The sequence below is a fragment of the Geomesophilobacter sediminis genome, assembly GCF_016458275.1.
Lineage (GTDB): Bacteria > Desulfobacterota > Desulfuromonadia > Geobacterales > Geobacteraceae > Geomesophilobacter > Geomesophilobacter sediminis.
Map to the genome: position 1 here is coordinate 85,825 of NZ_JAEMHM010000001.1, position 19,161 is coordinate 104,985.

Genomic DNA, 19,161 nt, shown 5'->3' on the forward strand with positions numbered 1-19,161 from the left:
TTTCAGACACAAGTTCAACACTCGACGCTCGAGGTTAGACGTTGTTCGCTCCGCTGAAAACGTTGAACCTTGAACCTTGAACGTTGAACTTCGTTTTGTTCGGAGGTTTTTTTACGTGAAGACAAAATTCATCTTTGTGACCGGCGGCGTAGTCTCCTCGATTGGCAAGGGACTCGCCGCCGCTTCTTTGGGGGCTCTCCTCGAGGCGAGGGGCCTTCGGGTTACCATCCAGAAGCTCGATCCGTACATCAACGTCGACCCGGGCACCATGTCGCCGTTCCAGCACGGTGAGGTCTTCGTCACCGACGACGGCGCCGAAACCGACCTCGACCTCGGGCACTACGAGCGCTACACCAGCGCCAAGCTCTCCAAAAAGAGCAACTTCACCACCGGCCAGGTCTATTTCTCGGTCATCGAGAAGGAACGGCGCGGCGACTACCTGGGGGGGACCGTCCAGGTCATCCCGCACATCACCGACCAGATCAAGGCGAACATGCTGGAGAACGCCAAGGGCTCCGACATCGCCATCGTCGAGATCGGCGGGACGGTCGGCGACATCGAGTCGCTGCCGTTTCTGGAGGCGATCCGCCAGATGAAGAGCGACCGCGGGGCGGGGAACGTCCTGTACCTCCACGTCACCCTGGTCCCCTACATCAAGACCGCCGGCGAGCTGAAGACCAAGCCGACCCAGCACTCGGTCAAGGAGCTGCGCGAAATCGGTATCCAGCCGGACATCCTCCTCTGCCGCTGCGAGCAGGAACTCCCCCAGGAGATGAAGGCGAAGATCGCCCTTTTCTGCAACGTCGAGGAGAAGGCGGTCATCACCTCCCGCGATGCCGAGCACATCTACGCGGTCCCCATGGCGCTGAACCTCGAAGGGCTCGACGAGCAGGTGGTCGAAAAGCTCAACATCTGGACCAAGGCCCCGGACCTCACCCACTGGCAGCAGGTGGTGGCGAAGCTCACCCACCCCGAGGAGGGGGAGGTGAAGATCGCGGTGGTCGGCAAGTACGTCGACCTGAAGGAGTCCTACAAGTCCCTTTCCGAGGCGCTCACCCACGGCGGGATCGCCAACGACTGCAAGGTCAGCCTCTTCTATCTCGATTCCGAGAAGCTCGAAGAGGAGGGGACCGCCCAGGCCCTGGCCGGGATGGACGGCATCCTGGTCCCCGGCGGCTTCGGGGAGCGCGGCACCGAAGGGAAGATCCAGGCGATCCAGTACGCCCGGGAGAACAAGGTTCCCTTCTTCGGGATCTGCCTCGGGATGCAGATGGCGGCGGTCGAATTCGCCCGCAACGTCTGCAACTTCGACGAGGCCTTCTCCAGCGAGTTCAAACCCGAGTGTGCGAACCCGGTCATCCACCTGATGGAAGAGCAGAAAGGGGTCGAGCGCAAGGGGGGGACCATGCGGCTGGGCGCCTATCCCTGCTCGCTCGTCAAGGGGACCTTCGCCCAGAAGGCCTACGGCGCCACCGAGATCTCCGAGCGGCATCGGCACCGGTACGAATTCAACAACCGCTTCCGCGATGCCATCGTCGAGAAGGGGATGGTGATCTCCGGCATCTACCGCCAGGGCGACCTGGTGGAGATCATCGAGATCCCGGACCACCCGTGGTTTCTGGGGTGCCAGTTCCATCCCGAGTTCAAGTCCAAGCCGCTCAATCCGCACCCGCTGTTCAAGGCGTTCATCGGCGCCGCGAAGACGGCGAGGAAGTAACACCGGTTCAACGTTCAAGGTTCAAGGTTCAACGTTAACACCATAGAGGTGGCGATGAAGATTGAACACTTCGAACAGATTGACAGTTGGAAGGAAGCCCGGCTCCTGGTGCAAGCAATCTATGCCGCCCTGCATGATTGCAGGGACTGGGGGTACAAGGACCAGATCCAGCGTGCTGCCATTTCGGTCATGTCCAACATCGCTGAAGGATTCGACCGTGGATCCAACAAGGAATTCGTTCAGTTTCTGGTAATAGCGAGAGGCTCGGTATCCGAGGTAAAGAGTCTGGCGTATGCTGGAATGGATGTCGGTCATCTCTCGGCGGACTCCTTCGAGTCCATAAAGACGAAATGCACGAAGATAAGCAACACGATCAACGGCTTCATCAGATACTTGAACGGCGCAGATCGGAAACGGTAACAGTTAAGTAGTCTTTCAATACCCTTTGGCTTTTAACGTTGAACCTTGAACGTTGAACGTTGAACGGTCTTTCGAGGTGTTTATGGTTCGTGAAATCGCCATTGGAGAAGTAAAGATCGGTGGGGGAAGACCCTTGGGGCTTATCGCCGGGCCGTGCGTCATCGAGAACGAGGCGGCCACGCTGCGCTGCGCCGAGCGGCTGATGACCATCTGCAACGGGGTCGGCATGTCGCTGGTCTTCAAGGCATCCTACGACAAGGCCAACCGTACCTCGGTCACCGCCTTCCGCGGCCCGGGGATGACGGAGGGGCTCCGGATCCTGGCCAAGGTGAAGGAGGCGCTCGGGGTGCCGGTCCTCTCCGACATCCACTCCATCGAGCAGGTGGCCCCGGCGGCGGACGTCCTCGACGTCCTGCAGATCCCGGCCTTTCTCTGCCGCCAGACCGATCTTCTGGTCGCCGCGGCAAAGACCGGCAGGGTGATCAACGTCAAGAAGGGGCAGTTCCTGGCCCCCTGGGACATGAAGAACGTGGTCGGCAAGATCCGCGCCTGCGAGAACGAGAACATCATCCTCACCGAGCGCGGGGCGAGCTTCGGCTACAACAACCTCGTGGTCGACATGCGGAGCTTTCCGGTAATGCGGGCGATGGGATTCCCGGTGGTCTTCGACGCCACCCATTCGGTCCAGCTTCCCGGCGGGGCCGGGACCTCCTCCGGCGGCCAGCGCGAGTACGTCGAGTACCTCTCCCGTGCGGCGGTTGCCGCCGGCGTCGACGGCGTCTTCCTTGAGGTCCACGAAGATCCGGAGCAGGCCCTCTGCGACGGGCCGAATTCCGTGAAACTCAACGACCTTCCGGAATTGCTGAAGAAACTCAAGGCGATTGACGCCATCGTGAAATGAAACACGTTCTGCGTTCGACGTTCGACGTTGGCAGTAACTGCACGTCGCACGCCGAACGTCGAACGGACTTTAGGAGTTTTTGTGATAGTTGCTGAAGCAAAGCGGGTGATCCGCGTCGAGGCGGAGGCGTTGGCCTCGCTCGCCGAATCGATCGATGGTGCCTTTGAAAAGGCCGTGCAGATGATCCTTGAGGCCAAGGGGCGGGTCATCGTGACCGGGATGGGCAAATCCGGGCTGATCGGGCAGAAAATCGCCTCGACCATGGCCTCTACCGGGACCCCGGCGTTCTTTCTCCACCCGGCGGAAGGGATCCACGGCGATCTTGGGATGATCACCCGCGGCGACGTCGTGATTGCCATCTCCAACTCCGGCGAGACCGACGAGGTGGTCCGGATTCTCCCGATCGTCAAAAGGCTCGGTGCCTCGCTCATTGCCCTCGCCGGAAACCCCAACTCCTCGTTGGCGAAAAGCGGCGACATCTTCCTCGATATTTCAGTCAAGGAAGAGGCCTGCCCCTTGGGCCTTGCCCCCACCGCGTCGACCACCGTCACCCTCGCCATGGGGGACGCTCTTGCCGTGGCCCTTTTGGTCCAGCGCGGCTTCAAGGCGGAGGACTTCGCCCTGTTCCACCCCGGTGGCGCACTGGGCAGAAAGCTTTTGCTCAAAGTCGAAGACATGATGCATGGCGGTGCGGAGATGCCGCTGGTTGCCCAGGACACCCTGATGCGCGAGGCGCTTTTCACCATCACCTCGAAGAAGCTCGGGATTACCGGGGTCACCGATGCCGCCGGTGCGCTGGTCGGTGTGATCACCGACGGCGACCTGCGCCGGGCCCTGGAAAAGGGACTCGACATCATCAACCTCCCTGCATCGGCGCTGATGAAGGGCAACCCCAAACGGATCAAACGCAGCGAACTCGCCGCCCGTGCCCTGCAGCAGATGGAGCAGTACTCCATCACCTCGCTTTTCGTCTTTGACGATGACGACGCCAGCCGTCCGGTCGGCATCGTCCATCTGCACGACCTTCTCAAGGCCGGCATCGCGTAAAAGACAGTTCAGAGTTCCAAGTTCAGAGTTCAAAGTTGAAAACCAAAACCTGCGAACTAAGAACTCAGAACTCAGAACTCAGAACCTCACCGGAGGGGCCGTGGAAGACCGACTCACCAAAATCAAGCTGCTGATCCTCGACGTTGACGGCGTCATGACTGACGGCCGCATCATCTTTGACTCCAACGGGGTGGAGAGCAAGTTCTTCAACGTGAAGGACGGCCACGGGATCAAGATGCTGCAGCGCTCTGGCATCGAGGTTGGGATCATCTCCGGGCGGCAGTCCCGCGTGGTGGAAAACCGTGCCGTGGAGCTCGGGATCAACCTGGTCTACCAGAAATCGCTCGACAAGCTGGTCCCGTACCGGCAGATGCTGGAGACCACCGGCCTTCTGGACGAACAGGTCGCCTTCATGGGCGACGATGTCATCGACATCCCCCTTTTGCGGCGGGTCGGCTTTGCCGCCGCCCCCGCCGATGCCATCGCCGAGGTGCTCCCCTTCGCCCATTTTGTCTCCAGCAAGCGCGGCGGCTGGGGGGCGGTCCGCGAGGTCTGCGACCTGATCCTCAAGGCCCAGGGCAACTGGGAGACCATCACCTCCCGTTACTACGTCTGAAGGGACCGCTTCCCCTCGGGCGGAGCCGTCGAAGGCGAGCCGAGAGGAGCCTGCCGGAAAAAACGCCGGCTTCCGGAAAATATCCGGGAGCCGGCGTTTCTTTTCGGTGCCACATCGGCGTGTCTGCGCGCTGGGATCCCTTCCGCCGTCATCTCCGTCCGTAGTTTCGGCCGCAGATTGAATAGCGTCGAGATCAGTCGGATATTTAGGAATTCAAAAAAGATAGTTTCGGCTGCACCGAGGATAGTTTCGGCGGGTCCATTTCCGACCGGTCACGGCAAGTTTTAACTGCCGGCGGAGCCAATGCTCGCTCCGGTCGGCTGTCGCTTTCATGAGATTGCCAAAAAAATGGTGTGAAAATACGCCAACCGTGCGGCGACGAGGAAACGGATCGTGGGATATAAAGAATTCTTATCGGTGTGATCCCGTTCATAACCTGCGTGGGGGGGGCAGGTCATCGAAGAAGCAGCCTCGTCACGATAATTAGCTCATTCAATTCCTAAATCTCATCTGTCCCCACCCGTTCCACGTCATTTCCATTCCCGAGTTGATCAGCCGAAACTAAGAAATCATCAGCCGAAACTAAGAATTCATCAGCCGAAACTAAGAATTCATCTTTCCAAGTTATCCTGGCTCTTTTCCACGTAATCCCACCCGCGGCGCTGCTTGGCGTTGGACCTCCGAAAGGGCTCCTCGCATCGTACGGGACGGGTTTCCAATCAATCCTGATCGGGCGTTTGCGGACCGAGACCTGAAAGCCGCCTTTGAGAAGGTGGAGGAGTTTTCGAGCTTGACACCGGTTCGCTATCGAATCGAAACATGACTTCCCGAGAATGGCTTCACCACGCTACAGCAAGGCGCTGATCAGCTTGGTGCCGAACAATGGCAGAGGTTTGCTGCCAAGTATCGGGTAACTGGACCCTTGGGCATGCCTCAGAGTTATACGGCGAAGGGATGGTGAGTTCTAATTGATTTTGCAGCGTCCATCACGCCATCTGGAGTTATTTTTCTTTAGTGATACCGGACACGACCGTTCTGTTCGCTACGCGATGCCATATCAGATCGACATGATTGGCATATTGCTAATACACAGGATTCACATTAATAGATTCCTTATTCATCTCAACCACTTTCGGATTTACATTAGGTATACGGCGTGCTATAACACATGACTCTGTGATAAGCGTTTGTTCATCTAACGCGGATGCGGTTCCGGACTGCCATAGGAGCTGACTGCGAGGGCCTAAAATGAATGTGATACCGACCGAGATCCCCGAGGTTCTCATTATAGAACCCAAGGTCTTCGGTGATGCCCGCGGATTTTTCTTTGAGAGTTTCAATCAGAAGGTGTGGGAAGAGAAGACCGGAGTAACCCGTCCGTTTGTCCAGGATAACCATTCCCGCTCCGCGCGTAATGTCTTGCGCGGGCTCCACTACCAGATCCGGCAGCCTCAGGGCAAACTGGTCCGCGTCGTTTTAGGTGAGGTTTTCGACGTCGCGGTCGACATCCGCCGGAACTCCCCCACCTTCGGCAAATGGGTCGGCAGGCACCTTTCGGCGGAGAACAAGCGGCAGATGTGGGTCCCCGAGGGATTCGCCCACGGTTTCGTCGTGATTTCCGAAGTGGCTGAATTTCTGTACAAGACCACCGACTACTGGGCTCCCGAATACGAACGCTGCATCGCCTGGAACGACCCGGATTTGGGTATATTGTGGCCGATCCAAGGAGAGCCCTTACTGGCGGTGAAAGACGCAAACGGCGTGAAATTCAGCCAGTCGGAGTGCTTCAACTGATAGGATTTTTGGGCCATCATCATAGTTATTGGAAAGTGGGAAGCCTTAAAACATGAAGTTTAAAGTTATCGTTCTGCTGGCAGTAGTTCTTCTTTCCTTTTCCACCGCAATCGCAGCGCCGGTGACGAGGGATCCATCTGCCCCTTCCACTGATTTCTCTTTGACCGGTTCAGGGGGTAATTATCTCCCGGGGAGTCGTCCGGACAATGGTGCTGACGCTACCTCCGATACGTACTATCCAACCGATCAGCAATATCCGCTTGCTCAGCCTTCTGCCAACTCGGACCAATTCGGGCAAAACGAACAACCGATGCAATCGGGGCAATTCGGTCAACCCGGCCAACCCGGGCAGGTTGGCCAGGGAGGATCGTTCGGCCAACCCAGCCAGTTCGGCCAACCCAGCCAGTTCGGGGGGGCAACGCAGTACCAGCCGCCGGGACAATACCTCTCGGAGCCGAACGTGCCCGGTGCTGCAGGAAAGCCGTCGTCGGAGCTGAAGAGACGGCAAATCCAGGATGGAGAGGCAACTCCCTCGGAGGAAGGTGAAGCTAGGGGAGTCGATGGGAACCTCCCCGGCAAAAAAGAAAGTAGTGCTGGCCGGAAAGGCGAGGCAGGCAAGGAACGGGACCGGGAACTTTCTCCCTTGGAACGGACCCTGCGGGAGCGGCCGGTAACGGCGGAGAGCCTCAAATCCCAACCCTACAAGGTTGCCCCTTTACGGCAGTTCGGTTACAGCTTCTTCAAGCCCGACGCTGTTGGCTTCGGAGTCCAGACGGACGTTCCGGTCGGTCCCGACTATGTCGTTGGCGCAGGGGACCGGCTTGTTATGACGGTATGGGGAAGCATCGATGGCACTTTTAATCTCGATGTCAATCGCAGTGGTGAAGTGGTGCTTCCGAAGGTTGGGAACGTCAAGGTCGCCGATCAAAAGTTCAGCCAAGTACCTGCCCTCTTGAAAGTTGCCCTCGGGAGGGTTTACAAAAACTTCAGTTTAAACGTCAACATGGGGAAATTGCGGCTCATCAAGGTGTATGTAGTCGGCGAGGTGACTGCGCCGGGCGACTATAACGTAAATTCCCTCTCCACCGTCATCAACGCCCTTTCTGCCGCCGGTGGCCCGACCAAAAACGGTAGTCTCAGGAACATCCAGATCAACCGGAACGGCAAGGTCGTCGAAACCGTTGACCTCTACGATTTCTTCCTGAAGGGGGACAAAGGGAAGGACATCCGGCTGCAGCCGGGCGACACCATCCTCGTCCCGGTTATCGGCCCGGTAGCCGGCGTTTCGGGGAACGTCCGGCGTCCCGGGATTTACGAGCTCAAGGGAGAGCACACCCTTAAAGACCTCCTAGCCCTTGCCGATGGGATCAACCCCTCTGGCTATCTGCAACGGGTGCAGGTTTACCGTGTCCAGGCCCACGACAAGAAGATGGTCACCGATTTCAACCTGGATCTGAATGGCGACAAGCGGGTTGACGAGGTGGCCGCTGGGATCGCGGTCCAGGACCTCGACCTGGTCAAAGTGCTCCCGATCGACAGCGTTCTGCACGGGTACGTGCGGCTGGAGGGGCATGTACTCCGGCCCGGAGATTATGCCCTGAAGCCCGGCATGCGAGTGAGTGCCCTGCTCGGTGGGGACAGTCTTCTCCCCGAATACTACCGCGGCACGGGGCAGATCATCCGTCTGCTTCCCCCGGACCTGCATCCGGAGATCGTCCTCTTTAATGTGGCATCTGCTCTCAAGGGAGAGCCCACATCCGATCTGGAGCTCAAGGAGTTCGACCGGGTACGCATCTTTGCCCGTAAGGAGATGGAGGAAACTCCGTTCGTGAAGGTCAGCGGCGAGGTCCAAAGGCCTGGCCAGATCCGCTACTTCGAAAACATGACCGTGCGGGACGTCCTAATCCAGGCCGGAAATCCGAAAATGACCGCCTACCTGAAGCATGCCGAGATCTCCCGTGTCAAGAAAGTAGGCGATGTCGTCACCTACTTCCCGATTCAGGTAGACCTTGAGAGCGCAATGAATGGGGGAAACGGGAACTTGAAGCTCGAACCCTTCGATGAGCTCAACGTGCGGCGCCTGCCGAACTGGGCTGAATCAACTGAGCGCTACGTAAACCTCTCCGGTGAGTTTGTCTTTCCCGGAATCTACCCCATTTACAAGGGGGAGCGCTTGAGTTCTGTAATTGAGCGCGCCGGCGGGTTCACTGATCGCGCCTACGTCAAGGCCGCCCGTTTCACCCGTGAAAATGCCCGTAAACTGCAACAACAGCGGATGGACGAAGCGCTTGCCAAGGCCGAACAGGACATCACCAACCTCCAGGCCAAGATGGCGCAGACCGCCGCATCGCCGGAGGATGTCGCCAGCTCCAAGACCACTTTGGAAGGGCTCCTGCGCAGTGTCGAGGTGCTGAAGAGCAAAAAGGCCGAGGGACGGATGCTGATTGAAGTCACTTCCTTACGTGAGCTCAAAGGGAGCATCTATGATCTGGAGTTGCAAGGAGGCGATCAGTTGTCGGTTCCCAGCGACCCTGGTGGGGTCAACGTCATCGGTGACGTCTACAACCAAAACACCGTGGTCACCCAGCAGGGACAGAACCTGGACTGGTACCTGAAACAGGTCGGTGGGCCGACCAAGGATGCCGACACCGATGAGATCTACGTGGTAAAGGCTGATGGAACCGTAGTGAGCCAGAAAAATTCGGGCAGCTTTCTCTGGTACAACACCTTCTGGCACAAGGGGCTCGACTCCGGGGACACCATCATCGTCCCGCATCAGTACGAAAAGACTGCGTGGTTGAAAGACATTAAGGATATCGCCCAAGTCTTGGGGAATATTGCCGTTACTGCAGGGGTTTTAGTGGCCGCGGGGCTTAAGTTTTAGTCTCCGGAATGCCTACCGGACTCCTTTTTCGGAATCGCCCTTGCGTTGAATGATGACTGACCCAATGGCGTATCTGGAGACGCTTTCCAGAAGGAACATTTAGCTATCAGGTCGTTTTAAGGATTACTCAATGGCAGAAACGCAAGAAATGATGGTTGAACAGGAAACAAAACTTTTGCACCTCGTGCACGTGATCGTGAAACGCAAGATGTTCATCATCAAGACCTGCAGCCTGGTGATCCTGCTTTCCGTCGTCTACAGTCTCACTCGTCCCAATATTTATTCGGCTACCGCGAAGGTGCTACCTCCGCCTAAGGACACCGGCCCGGGACTCTCCGCACTTCTTGGGCAGGCTGGCGGTATGTCAGGTTTAATGACCGGGGCTCTTGGGGGGGGGGGGGAACTTTACGTCAGCATCGCCAAGAGCCGTTCGGTGAGCGATGCGGTCATCCAGCGTCTGAATCTGGTCAAGGCCTACGAAATGCCGACGGTGGAGCAGACACGGCGCGTTCTGGATGACGCGGTTCGGGTTCAGGCGGGTAAAGATGGTTTAGTCACGATCACCGCTGAGGACAAAAATCCACAACTTGCCGCCCAGTTAGCTAATACACTGGTTGAGGAATTAGGAAAGGCTACGGTTCGCATGAACCTTTCCAAAGCGGGAACCGAAAGACTCTTTCTGGAAAAGCGCCTCGACGTTGTGAAAAAAGACTTGAAGCTTGCCGAGGAGGATCTGAAAAATTACGCCCAAGAACACAAGGTTGTGCAGGTGGAATCACAGGCACGGGCATCCATCGAGGGCATAGCACGCCTTAAGGCCGAACTGGCGAGCAAAGAGGTACAACTCTCCGTGTTGCGTGCGTCTCGCACCAACCAGAGCCCGGAGGTAAAAGCCCTGGAAACCGGCATTTTGCGTCTTAAACGTGAGGTCGCACAGATGGCCGGAACTTCTGACGATGGCGAGGGGATCCCCGCGGTTGGCAATGTGCCGGGAGTCGGGCTGGAGTATTCGCGCAGGTTACGCGTGTTAAAAACGCAGGAGGCGGTCTACGAGCAGTTAACCAAGCAGTACGAGATGGCTAAGCTCAATGAGGCAAAAGACTCCTCTTCGATCCAGGTGCTCGATGAGGCCGTGGTTCCTCTCAAGAAATGCAAGCCAGCCCGCGCTCAGATGGTCATCTACTCGACGGTTATGTCGTTCTTGTTTTCCATCCTCATGGCCTTTGTAATGGAGCACCTTGAAAATATGCCGATTGAGGATCGTGAATTGCTGGCATCTATCAAAAGGCAGATGCTGGTGTTCAAACGGGCATTATGACATAGATGCTTTCTTGATTGGCTGACCATACTGTTTGGCTTTAACGGGACCTTTCTTCTATGAACCTTAGCAATAAAAAGATACTGGTTACTGGCGCCGATGGCTTCATCGGATCACATCTGGTCGAAGAGCTGGTGCGACGCGGGCATGACGTCCGGGCTTTCGTCCTCTACAACTCCTTTAACTCCTGGGGGTGGCTCGACTGTGCCGAGCCGGAGATTCTTAAATCGCTGGACGTTTTCAGCGGAGATATCAGGGATCCTCACGGGGTGAAGCAGGCCATGAAGGGATGCGACGTCGTGCTGCATCTTGCGGCCCTGATTGCCATCCCATACTCCTATCATTCGCCGGATACCTACGTTGATACCAATGTGAAGGGAACCCTGAACGTCGTCCAGGCCGCCCGCGAGTTAGGCGTTCAAAAGGTGGTGCATACCTCTACGAGTGAGGTTTACGGAACCGCCCGTTTCGTTCCGATTACCGAGGAACATCCGTTGCAGGGCCAATCCCCTTACTCCGCATCCAAAATTGGCGCTGACCAGATGGCTATGTCGTTTTATTCCTCCTTTAACACCCCCGTGTCCATCGCCAGGCCATTTAACACCTACGGACCCCGCCAGTCCGCCAGGGCAATTATTCCCACAGTGATAACCCAGATCGCCAACGGCCAGCGTTCCCTGAAGTTAGGGGCATTGCATCCGACCCGTGATTTCAACTATGTCAAGGACACCGTCCGCGGGTTCATTTCCGTAGCCGAGTCGGATCACTCCGTCGGGGAAGTCATCAACCTCGGGAGCAACTACGAGGTTTCCATTGGGGATACCGTCGAGATGATTGCTGAGGTTATGGACGCAACGGTCGAGATCGTCACGGATCAGATTCGGCTACGCCCTGATAAAAGCGAGGTGGAGCGGCTTTGGGCTGAAAACAGCAAAGCGAAGGCGTTGATCGGGTGGAGCCCTGAATTTGCAGGGAAAGAGGGGCTACGCAAGGGACTTGCTGAGACCGTAGCGTGGTTTCGCAGACCAGAGAACCTTAAGGCCTACAAGGCCAACATCTACAACATATGACAGCCGACGGATTTTCACAAGGGGTGCTTCGGACCCTGCGACAGGTTTTGCCTGCGGACCACTCCATCAGTATGCACGAGCCGTCCTTCGCAGGGAACGAGTGGGCCTACGTCAAGGAATGTCTGGATACCGGGTGGGTCTCTTCGGTCGGGGCTTTCGTCGATCGCTTGGAAGCTGATCTTGCGAACTTCACTGGTGTCAAAAGGGCCATCGCGGTGGTCAACGGTACCGCTGCCCTTCATATCTGCCTGATATTGGCTGGTGTGGAGGCTGGCGACGAGGTGCTGATTCCTGCCCTTACGTTCGTTGCCACCGCCAATGCCGTTTCGTATTGCGGTGGCGTGCCCCATTTCGTCGATTCGGAGCTGCACACGCTGGGGGTCGACCCCAAACGTCTGGCAGTATACCTGACTGAGACCGCCGAGGTTCGGGATTCGGGGTGCTACAACCGGCACACTGGACGCCGGATCAAGGCTGTAGTGCCGATGCATACCTTCGGACATCCGGTTGACCTGGATGAATTGGCTGCGGTTTGCCGGCAGTTCCGACTTGAGTTGATCGAGGATGCGGCGGAATCACTCGGGTCGTACTACAAGGGCTCCCATACCGGAAATATCGGCCGCCTTGCCGCGTTGAGCTTTAATGGCAACAAGATCGTCACCACCGGTGGTGGCGGGGCTATCCTGACCAACGACGAAGCACTGGCTGCACGTGCCAAGCACCTCACCACTACTGCCAAAGTGCCTCACCGCTGGGAGTTCAACCATGACCGTATCGGCTACAACTATCGTCTTCCGAATCTCAACGCCGCATTAGGGTGTGCCCAATTGGAGCAGCTGCCCGGATTCCTAGCGAACAAACGTCGTCTGGCGCAAAGCTACGCGGCGGCATTCGCGGGAGCCGAGGGGATCAGGTTCATCTCGGAACCGGGTTTTGCCCGGAGCAATTACTGGCTAAACGCCCTGCTGCTCGACGAGGAGCATTCTGGTCAGCGTGACGCCCTGCTTGCCCTCACCAACGACGGGGGAGTAATGACTCGACCGGCCTGGAACCTTATGCACCGGTTGCCGATGTTCGCGGGCTGCCCCAGGATGGAGCTGCCCGTCGCCGAGAGTCTTGAACGGCGTCTGATCAACATCCCCAGCAGCGCAAGACTCGCTGAAGGGTAATGAGCGGGGGGGCTCGGATAAACATGCAGACGGCGTCGGAACCTTCCGTTTCCCTACCAGCACGTCTGGAAACCACCTTTTGACACATCCCGAAGCAAGACCCGCGCCCTTTTTCTCCCCGGCGCCCGTCAACTTCATCTTTGAAACGGGACAATTATGAAACTAGGATACTTTGCCGACGGCCTTTGGGCCCATAAGGCGCTCGATAGGCTACTTCAGAGTGAAGATTTAACGGTTGCTTTCATCGTAGCCCGGTTCGACCAGCCGGATCCGATCCTGCGGGAGTATGCCTGCCGGATGAAGATCCCCTTTTATACACAGACTAACGTAAACGATCCCGGGTTCATCCGTCTGGTACACGATCATCAATGCGACATCCACGTTTCGATGTCCTTCGACCAGATTTTCAAAAAGACGCTCATTGAGTCGGCACCGAAAGGGTTCATCAATTGCCATGCCGGTGCCCTGCCTTTCTATCGGGGGCGCAACGTGGTGAACTGGGCCCTGATCAACGGTGAAACACAGTTGGGGATCACGGTTCACTACGTTGACGAGGGGATCGACACGGGCGACATAATCTTGCAGCGTTTCGTGCCGATCGACGCGGGCGACGACTACGGGACCCTGCTGACCAAGGCGGTGGACTACTGCGCCGAGATCCTGTCCTCGGCACTGCTCTCCATCGCCCATGGTACGGTTACGAGGATCCCGCAAAGCAGCATACACCCGGTTGGCTTTTACTGCTCGCAAAGGAAATCCGGTGACGAATGGATCGATTGGACCTGGCCCAGCACCAGAATCCACAATTTCGTTCGGGGGATCGCCACCCCTGGTCCTTGCGCCCGGACCTGTGCCGAGAGCAAGGAGCTTGCTGTTTTGAAAACGGAATTGGTCGAACATGCCCCGGGATACCTTGATCGACCCGGCACCGTGGTAGGTCTCGACGGGCACGGCTCTATCGTCAAGACAGGAGACACGGTGTTGAGAGTCACCAAAGTTGCCGACGTCGCCCCGTTGCAGGTGCTCGAAAACGAAAGGGTCCCCAGGTTGAAGATCGGTACTCAATTGAAGGGAGAATGACCCCCCAGGGGCGGAACCTCATCAACCCAGTTTTTTCACTAGGGAAACCAATGGCAAAACGCATCTGTGTAGTCACCGGCAGTAGGGCGGAATATGGCCTGCTCTATTGGTTAATGAAGGGCATCCAGGAGGACGGCGAACTCCAGCTTCAAGTCGTTGCGACCGGTATGCATCTCTCTCCCGAATTCGGTTTGACCTACCAGGTGATCGAGAACGACGGTTTCACCATCGATGCCAAAATAGACATGCTCTTGTCCAGTGACACCCCGGTGGGGATCGCGAAATCCATCGGGCTGGGTGTTCTCGGAAGCGCGGACGTTTTGTATCGTTTGCATCCCGACATTTTGGTCCTTTTGGGCGATCGCTTCGAGATTCTCGCCGTGGCCCAGGCAGCGTTGGTGGCCCGAATTCCGATCGCTCATATAGGGGGGGGGGATACCACGGAAGGTGCTTTCGACGAGGCGATTCGACACAGCATAACCAAGATGTCCCAGCTTCATTTCGTCACCAACGAGCTCTCCGCACGGCGTGTGCTGCAGATGGGGGAGCCTCCCGAGCACGTCTATAACGTGGGGAGCCCCGGTCTCGACCAGATCACCCGGCTGCAGCTTTTGAGCCGGGATGAGCTGCAACGGGAACTCGACTTCGAGCTGCGGGCACGCAATGTTGTGGTTACCTTCCATCCGGTGACTCTCGAAATGCAGCCGGCCCACCTCCAGTTCAAGGAACTGCTGTCCGCGTTAGTTGCCCTCGGGCCTGACGTGGGGATCATTTTCACCAAACCGAACGCGGACACCGGAGGCAAGGCCCTGATCCGGATGATCGACGAATTCTGCACCCGGCACCCCAATGCCAAAGGGTACACCTCGCTGGGGCAGCTGCGCTACCTGAGCGCTCTTTCCCATGCAGATGCCGCCGTGGGGAATTCCTCGAGCGGTCTGTATGAGGCTCCCTCTTTGAAAATACCGACGGTCAATATCGGGGACCGGCAGAAGGGGCGCCTGCAACCCTCCTCCGTCCTAAACTGCGAGCCGGTCGCCGAAGAGATCCTGCAGACGATCCGCGCCTCCTTTGAACTGGACTGCCGCTATGTGATCAATCCCTACGGCGACGGAAACAGCTCTCAGCGTATCGTAGAGGTTTTGAAGTCGGTTTCTGACCCGCAGCAGCTGTTGAAGAAACACTTCCATGAGGTGCCTGCATGACCCTACCTATGAAAAATCGGATCTATGTCATCGCCGAAGCCGGGGTGAACCACAACGGATCGCTCGATATGGGCCTGGAACTGGTTGATATCGCCGCTGAAGCTGGCGCGGATGCGGTCAAGTTTCAGACCTTCAAGACGGAAAACGAGATCAGCCGGAAGGCTCCGAAGGCCGGATACCAGGTGGAAACGACCGGTGATCAGGAATCCCAGTTTGAAATGGTCAAGAAGCTCGAACTAAGCGAGGCTGCTCACCGAACCTTGATAGAACAGAGCCGGAAGAAGGGAATCCAGTTTCTTTCCACCCCCTTTGATCTGGACAGTCTGCACCTGCTGGCCCGGACTTTCGACCTGCCGGTTCTGAAGATCCCTTCTGGCGAGATCACGAACCCCTTGCTGCTGCTTGCTGCAGCAAGGACCCAGAAACCGGTGATCCTCTCCACCGGAATGAGCACCTTGGCCGAAATTGAGACCGCTTTGGGGGTCCTGGCGTTCGGATATTTGGCGGAGGGAAAAAGCCCCGGCCTGTCGGCTTTTAAGGATGCGTTTTGCTCTGCAGCCGGTCAACGCGCCCTCAAGAGTAAGGTCACCCTGCTGCATTGCACCACCGAATATCCTGCACCTTTTGATGAAGTTAATCTTCGGGTAATGGCAACCATGGAAGCGGCATTTGGCCTGCCGGTTGGGTACTCGGATCACACCCCCGGGATCGCCGTTCCTATCGCTGCGGCGGCCCTGGGCGCGGTCATGGTGGAGAAGCATTTCACCCTGGATCGTACCCTCCCGGGACCGGATCACCGGGCTTCTTTGGAGCCAGATGAACTGCGGGCGATGGTCGCAGGAATCCGCCAGGTCGAGCAAGCTTTAGGGGGACGAGCCAAAATCCCGGTACCTGCCGAGGAGAAAAATGCTCCCATCGCCCGAAAAAGCCTCATTGCTGCGGTGGCGATCAGCAAAGGCGAATCATTCACCGAGAGGAATCTTACCGCCAAACGGCCTGGGACCGGAATCAGTCCGATGCGCTACTGGGAACTGCTGGGAACTACGGCGCAGCAGGATTATCAAGAGGATGAGGTGATTGGGTAACATGCACGTACCCTTTGAAAAAGCCGTAGAGGTTTTTTCGAGCCTCCCTGCGGAAAAGAGGTTTGCCTCGAACCATCCCTGCTATGTCGTCACCGATGCCTTTCGGGAGGATTTCCTGCGGCCGGTCTTCTTCGTATACACCGAAGGCGAGGAAACCTACTATCACGGATTCCACCTTGCGCCGGTCTTGGGTACGGAGCTGAACGACATCCAATCCCCTTATGGGTACGGTGGACCGGTGGCCACCACTGCCGAACGTGGTTTCCTGGAGCGCGCGTGGTCCAGCCATGTCACCTGGTGTAAAAAAAACAACGTCTTGGCCGAATTTATCAGGTTCCACCCCTTACTGGAAAATTGGCAATACTACCAGGGTGATGTGGTGAACGACCGGGAGACAGTATGGATCGATCTGGCCAGTCCGGATATCCTGATGAGTTACCAGGTGCGGGCCCGAACCGCCGTAAAAAAGGCGGTGAAAAACGGCCTCTACGTCGAGTGGCACCAAGGCGAACATATGGCGGAGCTCTTCTCTGATTGCTATTTGGAAGCAATGTGTGCGATCGGTGCCGACACGTCGTACTTCTTCAACCTGGATTATTTCCGGAAGCTGCTTCAATGGGAGGGGGCCCGGCTTGCCGTGTGCAAACTGCAGGACCAACTGCTTGCCGTGGCAATCTTCCTCGTTGAGGAGGCTTCCATGGAATACCATCTATCTGGAGCTACGTCCTGCGGTAAGAAGCTTGCCGCAACCAACCTGATCTTGCATGAAGCTGCGCTGCTGGGACAACGGATCGGCTGTCGCTCTCTTCATCTGGGCGGGGGCAACGATTGCCATCCAGACAACCCGTTGCTCTTCTTCAAAAGTGGCTTTTCCGAGAAGAGGAGTCTGTACAAGATCGGACTTCGGGTACATCTGGAGGGACATTACGCCTCCTTGAAATCCGATTGGCTCGAAAAGGGCAAAGAAATTCCCAAAAAGTTTCTTTTTTATCGATTCTAAGGAGGGCTTTGTATGGCATGGGATCCGTGCTGGGAGGAACTTTTCAGTCAACAGGCCTGGGCCAAATACCCAGGAGAGGACCTGATCCGTTTCGTTGCCAGGAATTTCTACCGGACGTCCTCCCGGAACAAGGTTCGGCTGCTTGAGGTCGGGTGCGGGCCGGGCGCGAATCTGTGGTACATGGCGCGCGAGGGGTTCAGCGTCTATGGCGTTGACGGATCAGAGACCGCGGTGCTTCATGCGCGAGGCCGTCTGGACGCGGAATGCCCCGGGTGGACCGGTGCCATTACCGTTGGGGACATCTCCCGACTCCCTTTTGAAGACGGTTTTTTCGATGCGGTGATCGACAACGAAGCGCTCTACTGTAATTCGTTCGAGGAAACCCAGCATATGTGTCAGGAGATGGCCCGGGTGACCCGAAGCAAGGGAAAACTCTTCTCCCGTACTTTTGCTACCGGGAGTTGGGGGGACCGAACCGGGGAGAGGGTCGGCCATAACGCGTGGCTGGTGGCCGAGGGGCCCTGCCAGAACAAGGGTTTTTCCCGCTTCACCGAACACGAGGAGATTGGGCGCTTGTACCGCGGTTTTACCGTCACCGATACCGTCCTTTTGACTCGAACCGCGGATCATCGGCAGCACGAAATCCGGGAATGGATCGTTGAAGGGGAAAAGCCGTAAGAGCGTGCCGCACTGCCGGGCTTTTTGCTTGGTGCTCGGGCACCCAAAGGCTCCGACCCGATTCCCAAGTACCGCATACCAAGAGCAGGCCTGGTGTTGACGCCTGCTCCCTGGGGCTATATGAAGAGCTGGAAAAACATTCTCATTGAACCGGATACGCCCGTGGTAAAGGCGATGGAGATTATCGACGCCAGTGCCCTGCAGATCGCGTTGGTGGTCGATGCGGCCAACCGCTTGCTCGGGACGGTCACCGATGGCGACATCCGGCGCGGCATTCTCAACAACGTCGGGCTTAACGAGCCGGTCCGTAAAGTGATGTTCAACAAGCCGTCCACTGCCCGCATCGAGGACGGCCGCGAATCCATCCTGTCGATCATGAAGGCCAGGATGTTGCGGCAGATTCCCGTTCTGGACCGGAACGGCTGCGTCGTCGGTCTGGAAATTTGGGATGATTTGATGGAGGTCAAGCAGCGCGACAATGCTGTGCTCCTGATGGCGGGAGGGCTGGGTTCCCGTTTGGGGGATCTGACCAAGGATTGCCCGAAGCCCCTGCTCAAGGTAGGGGACAAGCCGGTCTTGGAAATCATTCTGGAAAACTGTATCGAGTACGGGTTGCGCAAATTTTTCCTGTCGGTGAACTACAAGGCCCACATGGTCCAGGACTACTTCGGTGACGGGGCCCGGTGGGGGGTGGAGATTTCCTACGTTCAGGAAGAGAAGAGGCTGGGCACCGCCGGCGCGTTGGGGATTCTTCCCTTCGAACCGACGCTTCCTCTTCTGGTCATGAATGCCGATGTCCTGACCAAGATCAATCTGCAGCACCTCCTCGATTTCCACACGGCACATCAGGCAGTTGCGACCATGTGCGTCCGGGAGTACGACTTCCAGGTTCCCTACGGCGTCGTGAAGCTCGACCAGCACCGGCTGGTGGGAATCGAAGAAAAGCCGGTGCAAAGCTTTTTTGTCAGTGCCGGCATCTACGTGCTTGATGCCCTGGCATTTAAGTACATACCGCGCAACGAGTTTTACGATATGCCCACACTTTTCGAGAAGATCATCGCCGAGAATCACGCTACCGCTGCTTTCCCGGTCCACGAATACTGGCTCGACATCGGCAGGCTCGCTGATTATGAGAGGGCCAACGGGGAATATTCTGAGGTGTTCAAGTGATAGCGGG

16 protein-coding genes and 1 pseudogene are annotated in these 19,161 nt (G+C 57.2%); all 17 read left to right on the top strand.

The genetic code is table 11. The features are described 5' to 3' along the window. Nucleotides 1–115 precede the first annotated feature (115 nt). Nucleotides 116–1,717: a CTP synthase gene (locus tag JFN93_RS00365; RefSeq protein ID WP_199381994.1), complete on the top strand. Its 1,602-nt coding sequence runs from the start codon at nt 116–118 to the stop codon at nt 1,715–1,717. A gap of 54 nt (nt 1,718–1,771) precedes the next feature. Next, nucleotides 1,772–2,137, top strand: a complete 366-nt coding sequence (locus JFN93_RS00370) for a four helix bundle protein (RefSeq protein ID WP_199381995.1) — start codon at nt 1,772–1,774, stop codon at nt 2,135–2,137. 82 nt (nt 2,138–2,219) lie between these two features. Continuing rightward, nucleotides 2,220–3,038, top strand: coding sequence for a 3-deoxy-8-phosphooctulonate synthase (kdsA, locus tag JFN93_RS00375; RefSeq protein ID WP_199381996.1), 819 nt, complete (start codon nt 2,220–2,222; stop codon nt 3,036–3,038). 81 nt (nt 3,039–3,119) lie between these two features. After that, nucleotides 3,120–4,085 (top strand): KpsF/GutQ family sugar-phosphate isomerase, encoded by a 966-nt coding sequence (locus JFN93_RS00380; RefSeq protein ID WP_199381997.1) that lies wholly within the window; start codon nt 3,120–3,122, stop codon nt 4,083–4,085. A gap of 100 nt (nt 4,086–4,185) precedes the next feature. Next, entirely contained in the window at nt 4,186–4,701 is a 516-nt protein-coding gene (locus JFN93_RS00385) for a KdsC family phosphatase (protein WP_199381998.1), read from the top strand. Between the two features lie 1,248 nt (nt 4,702–5,949). After that, nucleotides 5,950–6,495: a dTDP-4-dehydrorhamnose 3,5-epimerase gene (gene rfbC, locus JFN93_RS00390; protein ID WP_199381999.1), complete on the top strand. Its 546-nt coding sequence runs from the start codon at nt 5,950–5,952 to the stop codon at nt 6,493–6,495. Between the two features lie 826 nt (nt 6,496–7,321). Continuing rightward, a pseudogene (locus JFN93_RS25400) lies at nt 7,322–7,441 on the top strand (hypothetical protein); the annotation flags it as partial. Nucleotides 7,442–7,447: 6 nt separating this feature from the next. Continuing rightward, complete coding sequence (locus tag JFN93_RS00395) at nt 7,448–9,379, top strand: polysaccharide biosynthesis/export family protein (protein WP_236021486.1); 1,932 nt, start codon at nt 7,448–7,450, stop codon at nt 9,377–9,379. A gap of 130 nt (nt 9,380–9,509) precedes the next feature. After that, nucleotides 9,510–10,697 (top strand): GumC family protein, encoded by a 1,188-nt coding sequence (locus JFN93_RS00400; protein WP_199382001.1) that lies wholly within the window; start codon nt 9,510–9,512, stop codon nt 10,695–10,697. Between the two features lie 59 nt (nt 10,698–10,756). After that, nucleotides 10,757–11,767 (top strand): NAD-dependent 4,6-dehydratase LegB, encoded by a 1,011-nt coding sequence (locus tag JFN93_RS00405; protein ID WP_199382002.1) that lies wholly within the window; start codon nt 10,757–10,759, stop codon nt 11,765–11,767. A gap of 71 nt (nt 11,768–11,838) precedes the next feature. Next, entirely contained in the window at nt 11,839–12,936 is a 1,098-nt protein-coding gene (locus tag JFN93_RS00410) for a LegC family aminotransferase (protein WP_236021461.1), read from the top strand. Nucleotides 12,937–13,092: 156 nt separating this feature from the next. Then, complete coding sequence (locus tag JFN93_RS00415) at nt 13,093–14,016, top strand: methionyl-tRNA formyltransferase (RefSeq protein WP_199382004.1); 924 nt, start codon at nt 13,093–13,095, stop codon at nt 14,014–14,016. Nucleotides 14,017–14,066: 50 nt separating this feature from the next. Continuing rightward, nucleotides 14,067–15,221 carry a UDP-N-acetylglucosamine 2-epimerase gene (neuC, locus tag JFN93_RS00420; protein WP_199382005.1) on the top strand — a complete coding sequence of 385 codons (1,155 nt, stop codon included), beginning with the start codon at nt 14,067–14,069 and terminating at the stop codon, nt 15,219–15,221. Beyond that, a complete protein-coding gene (neuB, locus tag JFN93_RS00425; RefSeq protein WP_328753172.1) occupies nt 15,218–16,306 on the top strand; it encodes an N-acetylneuraminate synthase in 1,089 nt (362 codons plus the stop codon). The genes neuC and neuB overlap by 4 nt, the downstream gene beginning before the upstream one ends. A 1-nt stretch (nt 16,307) precedes the next feature. Continuing rightward, on the top strand, nt 16,308–17,306 hold the full coding sequence (locus JFN93_RS00430; protein ID WP_199382006.1) for a GNAT family N-acetyltransferase: 999 nt from the start codon (nt 16,308–16,310) through the stop codon (nt 17,304–17,306). A gap of 12 nt (nt 17,307–17,318) precedes the next feature. Further along, nucleotides 17,319–17,984, top strand: a complete 666-nt coding sequence (locus tag JFN93_RS00435; protein WP_199382007.1) for a class I SAM-dependent methyltransferase — start codon at nt 17,319–17,321, stop codon at nt 17,982–17,984. Between the two features lie 120 nt (nt 17,985–18,104). Continuing rightward, nucleotides 18,105–19,154, top strand: a complete 1,050-nt coding sequence (locus JFN93_RS00440) for a nucleotidyltransferase family protein (RefSeq protein ID WP_199382008.1) — start codon at nt 18,105–18,107, stop codon at nt 19,152–19,154. Nucleotides 19,155–19,161: the final 7 nt, after the last annotated feature.

Excerpts from the sequence above, each read along its gene's own strand:
- neuB (WP_328753172.1), top strand. The coding sequence starts at position 15,218 with ATGACCCTACCTATGAAAAATCGGATCTATGTCATCGCCGAAGCCGGG.
- JFN93_RS00415 (WP_199382004.1), top strand. The coding sequence starts at position 13,093 with ATGAAACTAGGATACTTTGCCGACGGCCTTTGGGCCCATAAGGCGCTC.
- JFN93_RS00400 (WP_199382001.1), top strand. The coding sequence starts at position 9,510 with ATGGCAGAAACGCAAGAAATGATGGTTGAACAGGAAACAAAACTTTTG.
- JFN93_RS00405 (WP_199382002.1), top strand. The coding sequence starts at position 10,757 with ATGAACCTTAGCAATAAAAAGATACTGGTTACTGGCGCCGATGGCTTC.
- kdsA (WP_199381996.1), top strand. The coding sequence starts at position 2,220 with ATGGTTCGTGAAATCGCCATTGGAGAAGTAAAGATCGGTGGGGGAAGA.
- JFN93_RS00435 (WP_199382007.1), top strand. The coding sequence starts at position 17,319 with ATGGCATGGGATCCGTGCTGGGAGGAACTTTTCAGTCAACAGGCCTGG.
- rfbC (WP_199381999.1), top strand. The coding sequence starts at position 5,950 with ATGAATGTGATACCGACCGAGATCCCCGAGGTTCTCATTATAGAACCC.
- JFN93_RS00430 (WP_199382006.1), top strand. The coding sequence starts at position 16,308 with ATGCACGTACCCTTTGAAAAAGCCGTAGAGGTTTTTTCGAGCCTCCCT.
- neuC (WP_199382005.1), top strand. The coding sequence starts at position 14,067 with ATGGCAAAACGCATCTGTGTAGTCACCGGCAGTAGGGCGGAATATGGC.
- JFN93_RS00410 (WP_236021461.1), top strand. The coding sequence starts at position 11,839 with ATGCACGAGCCGTCCTTCGCAGGGAACGAGTGGGCCTACGTCAAGGAA.
- JFN93_RS00440 (WP_199382008.1), top strand. The coding sequence starts at position 18,105 with ATGAAGAGCTGGAAAAACATTCTCATTGAACCGGATACGCCCGTGGTA.
- JFN93_RS00370 (WP_199381995.1), top strand. The coding sequence starts at position 1,772 with ATGAAGATTGAACACTTCGAACAGATTGACAGTTGGAAGGAAGCCCGG.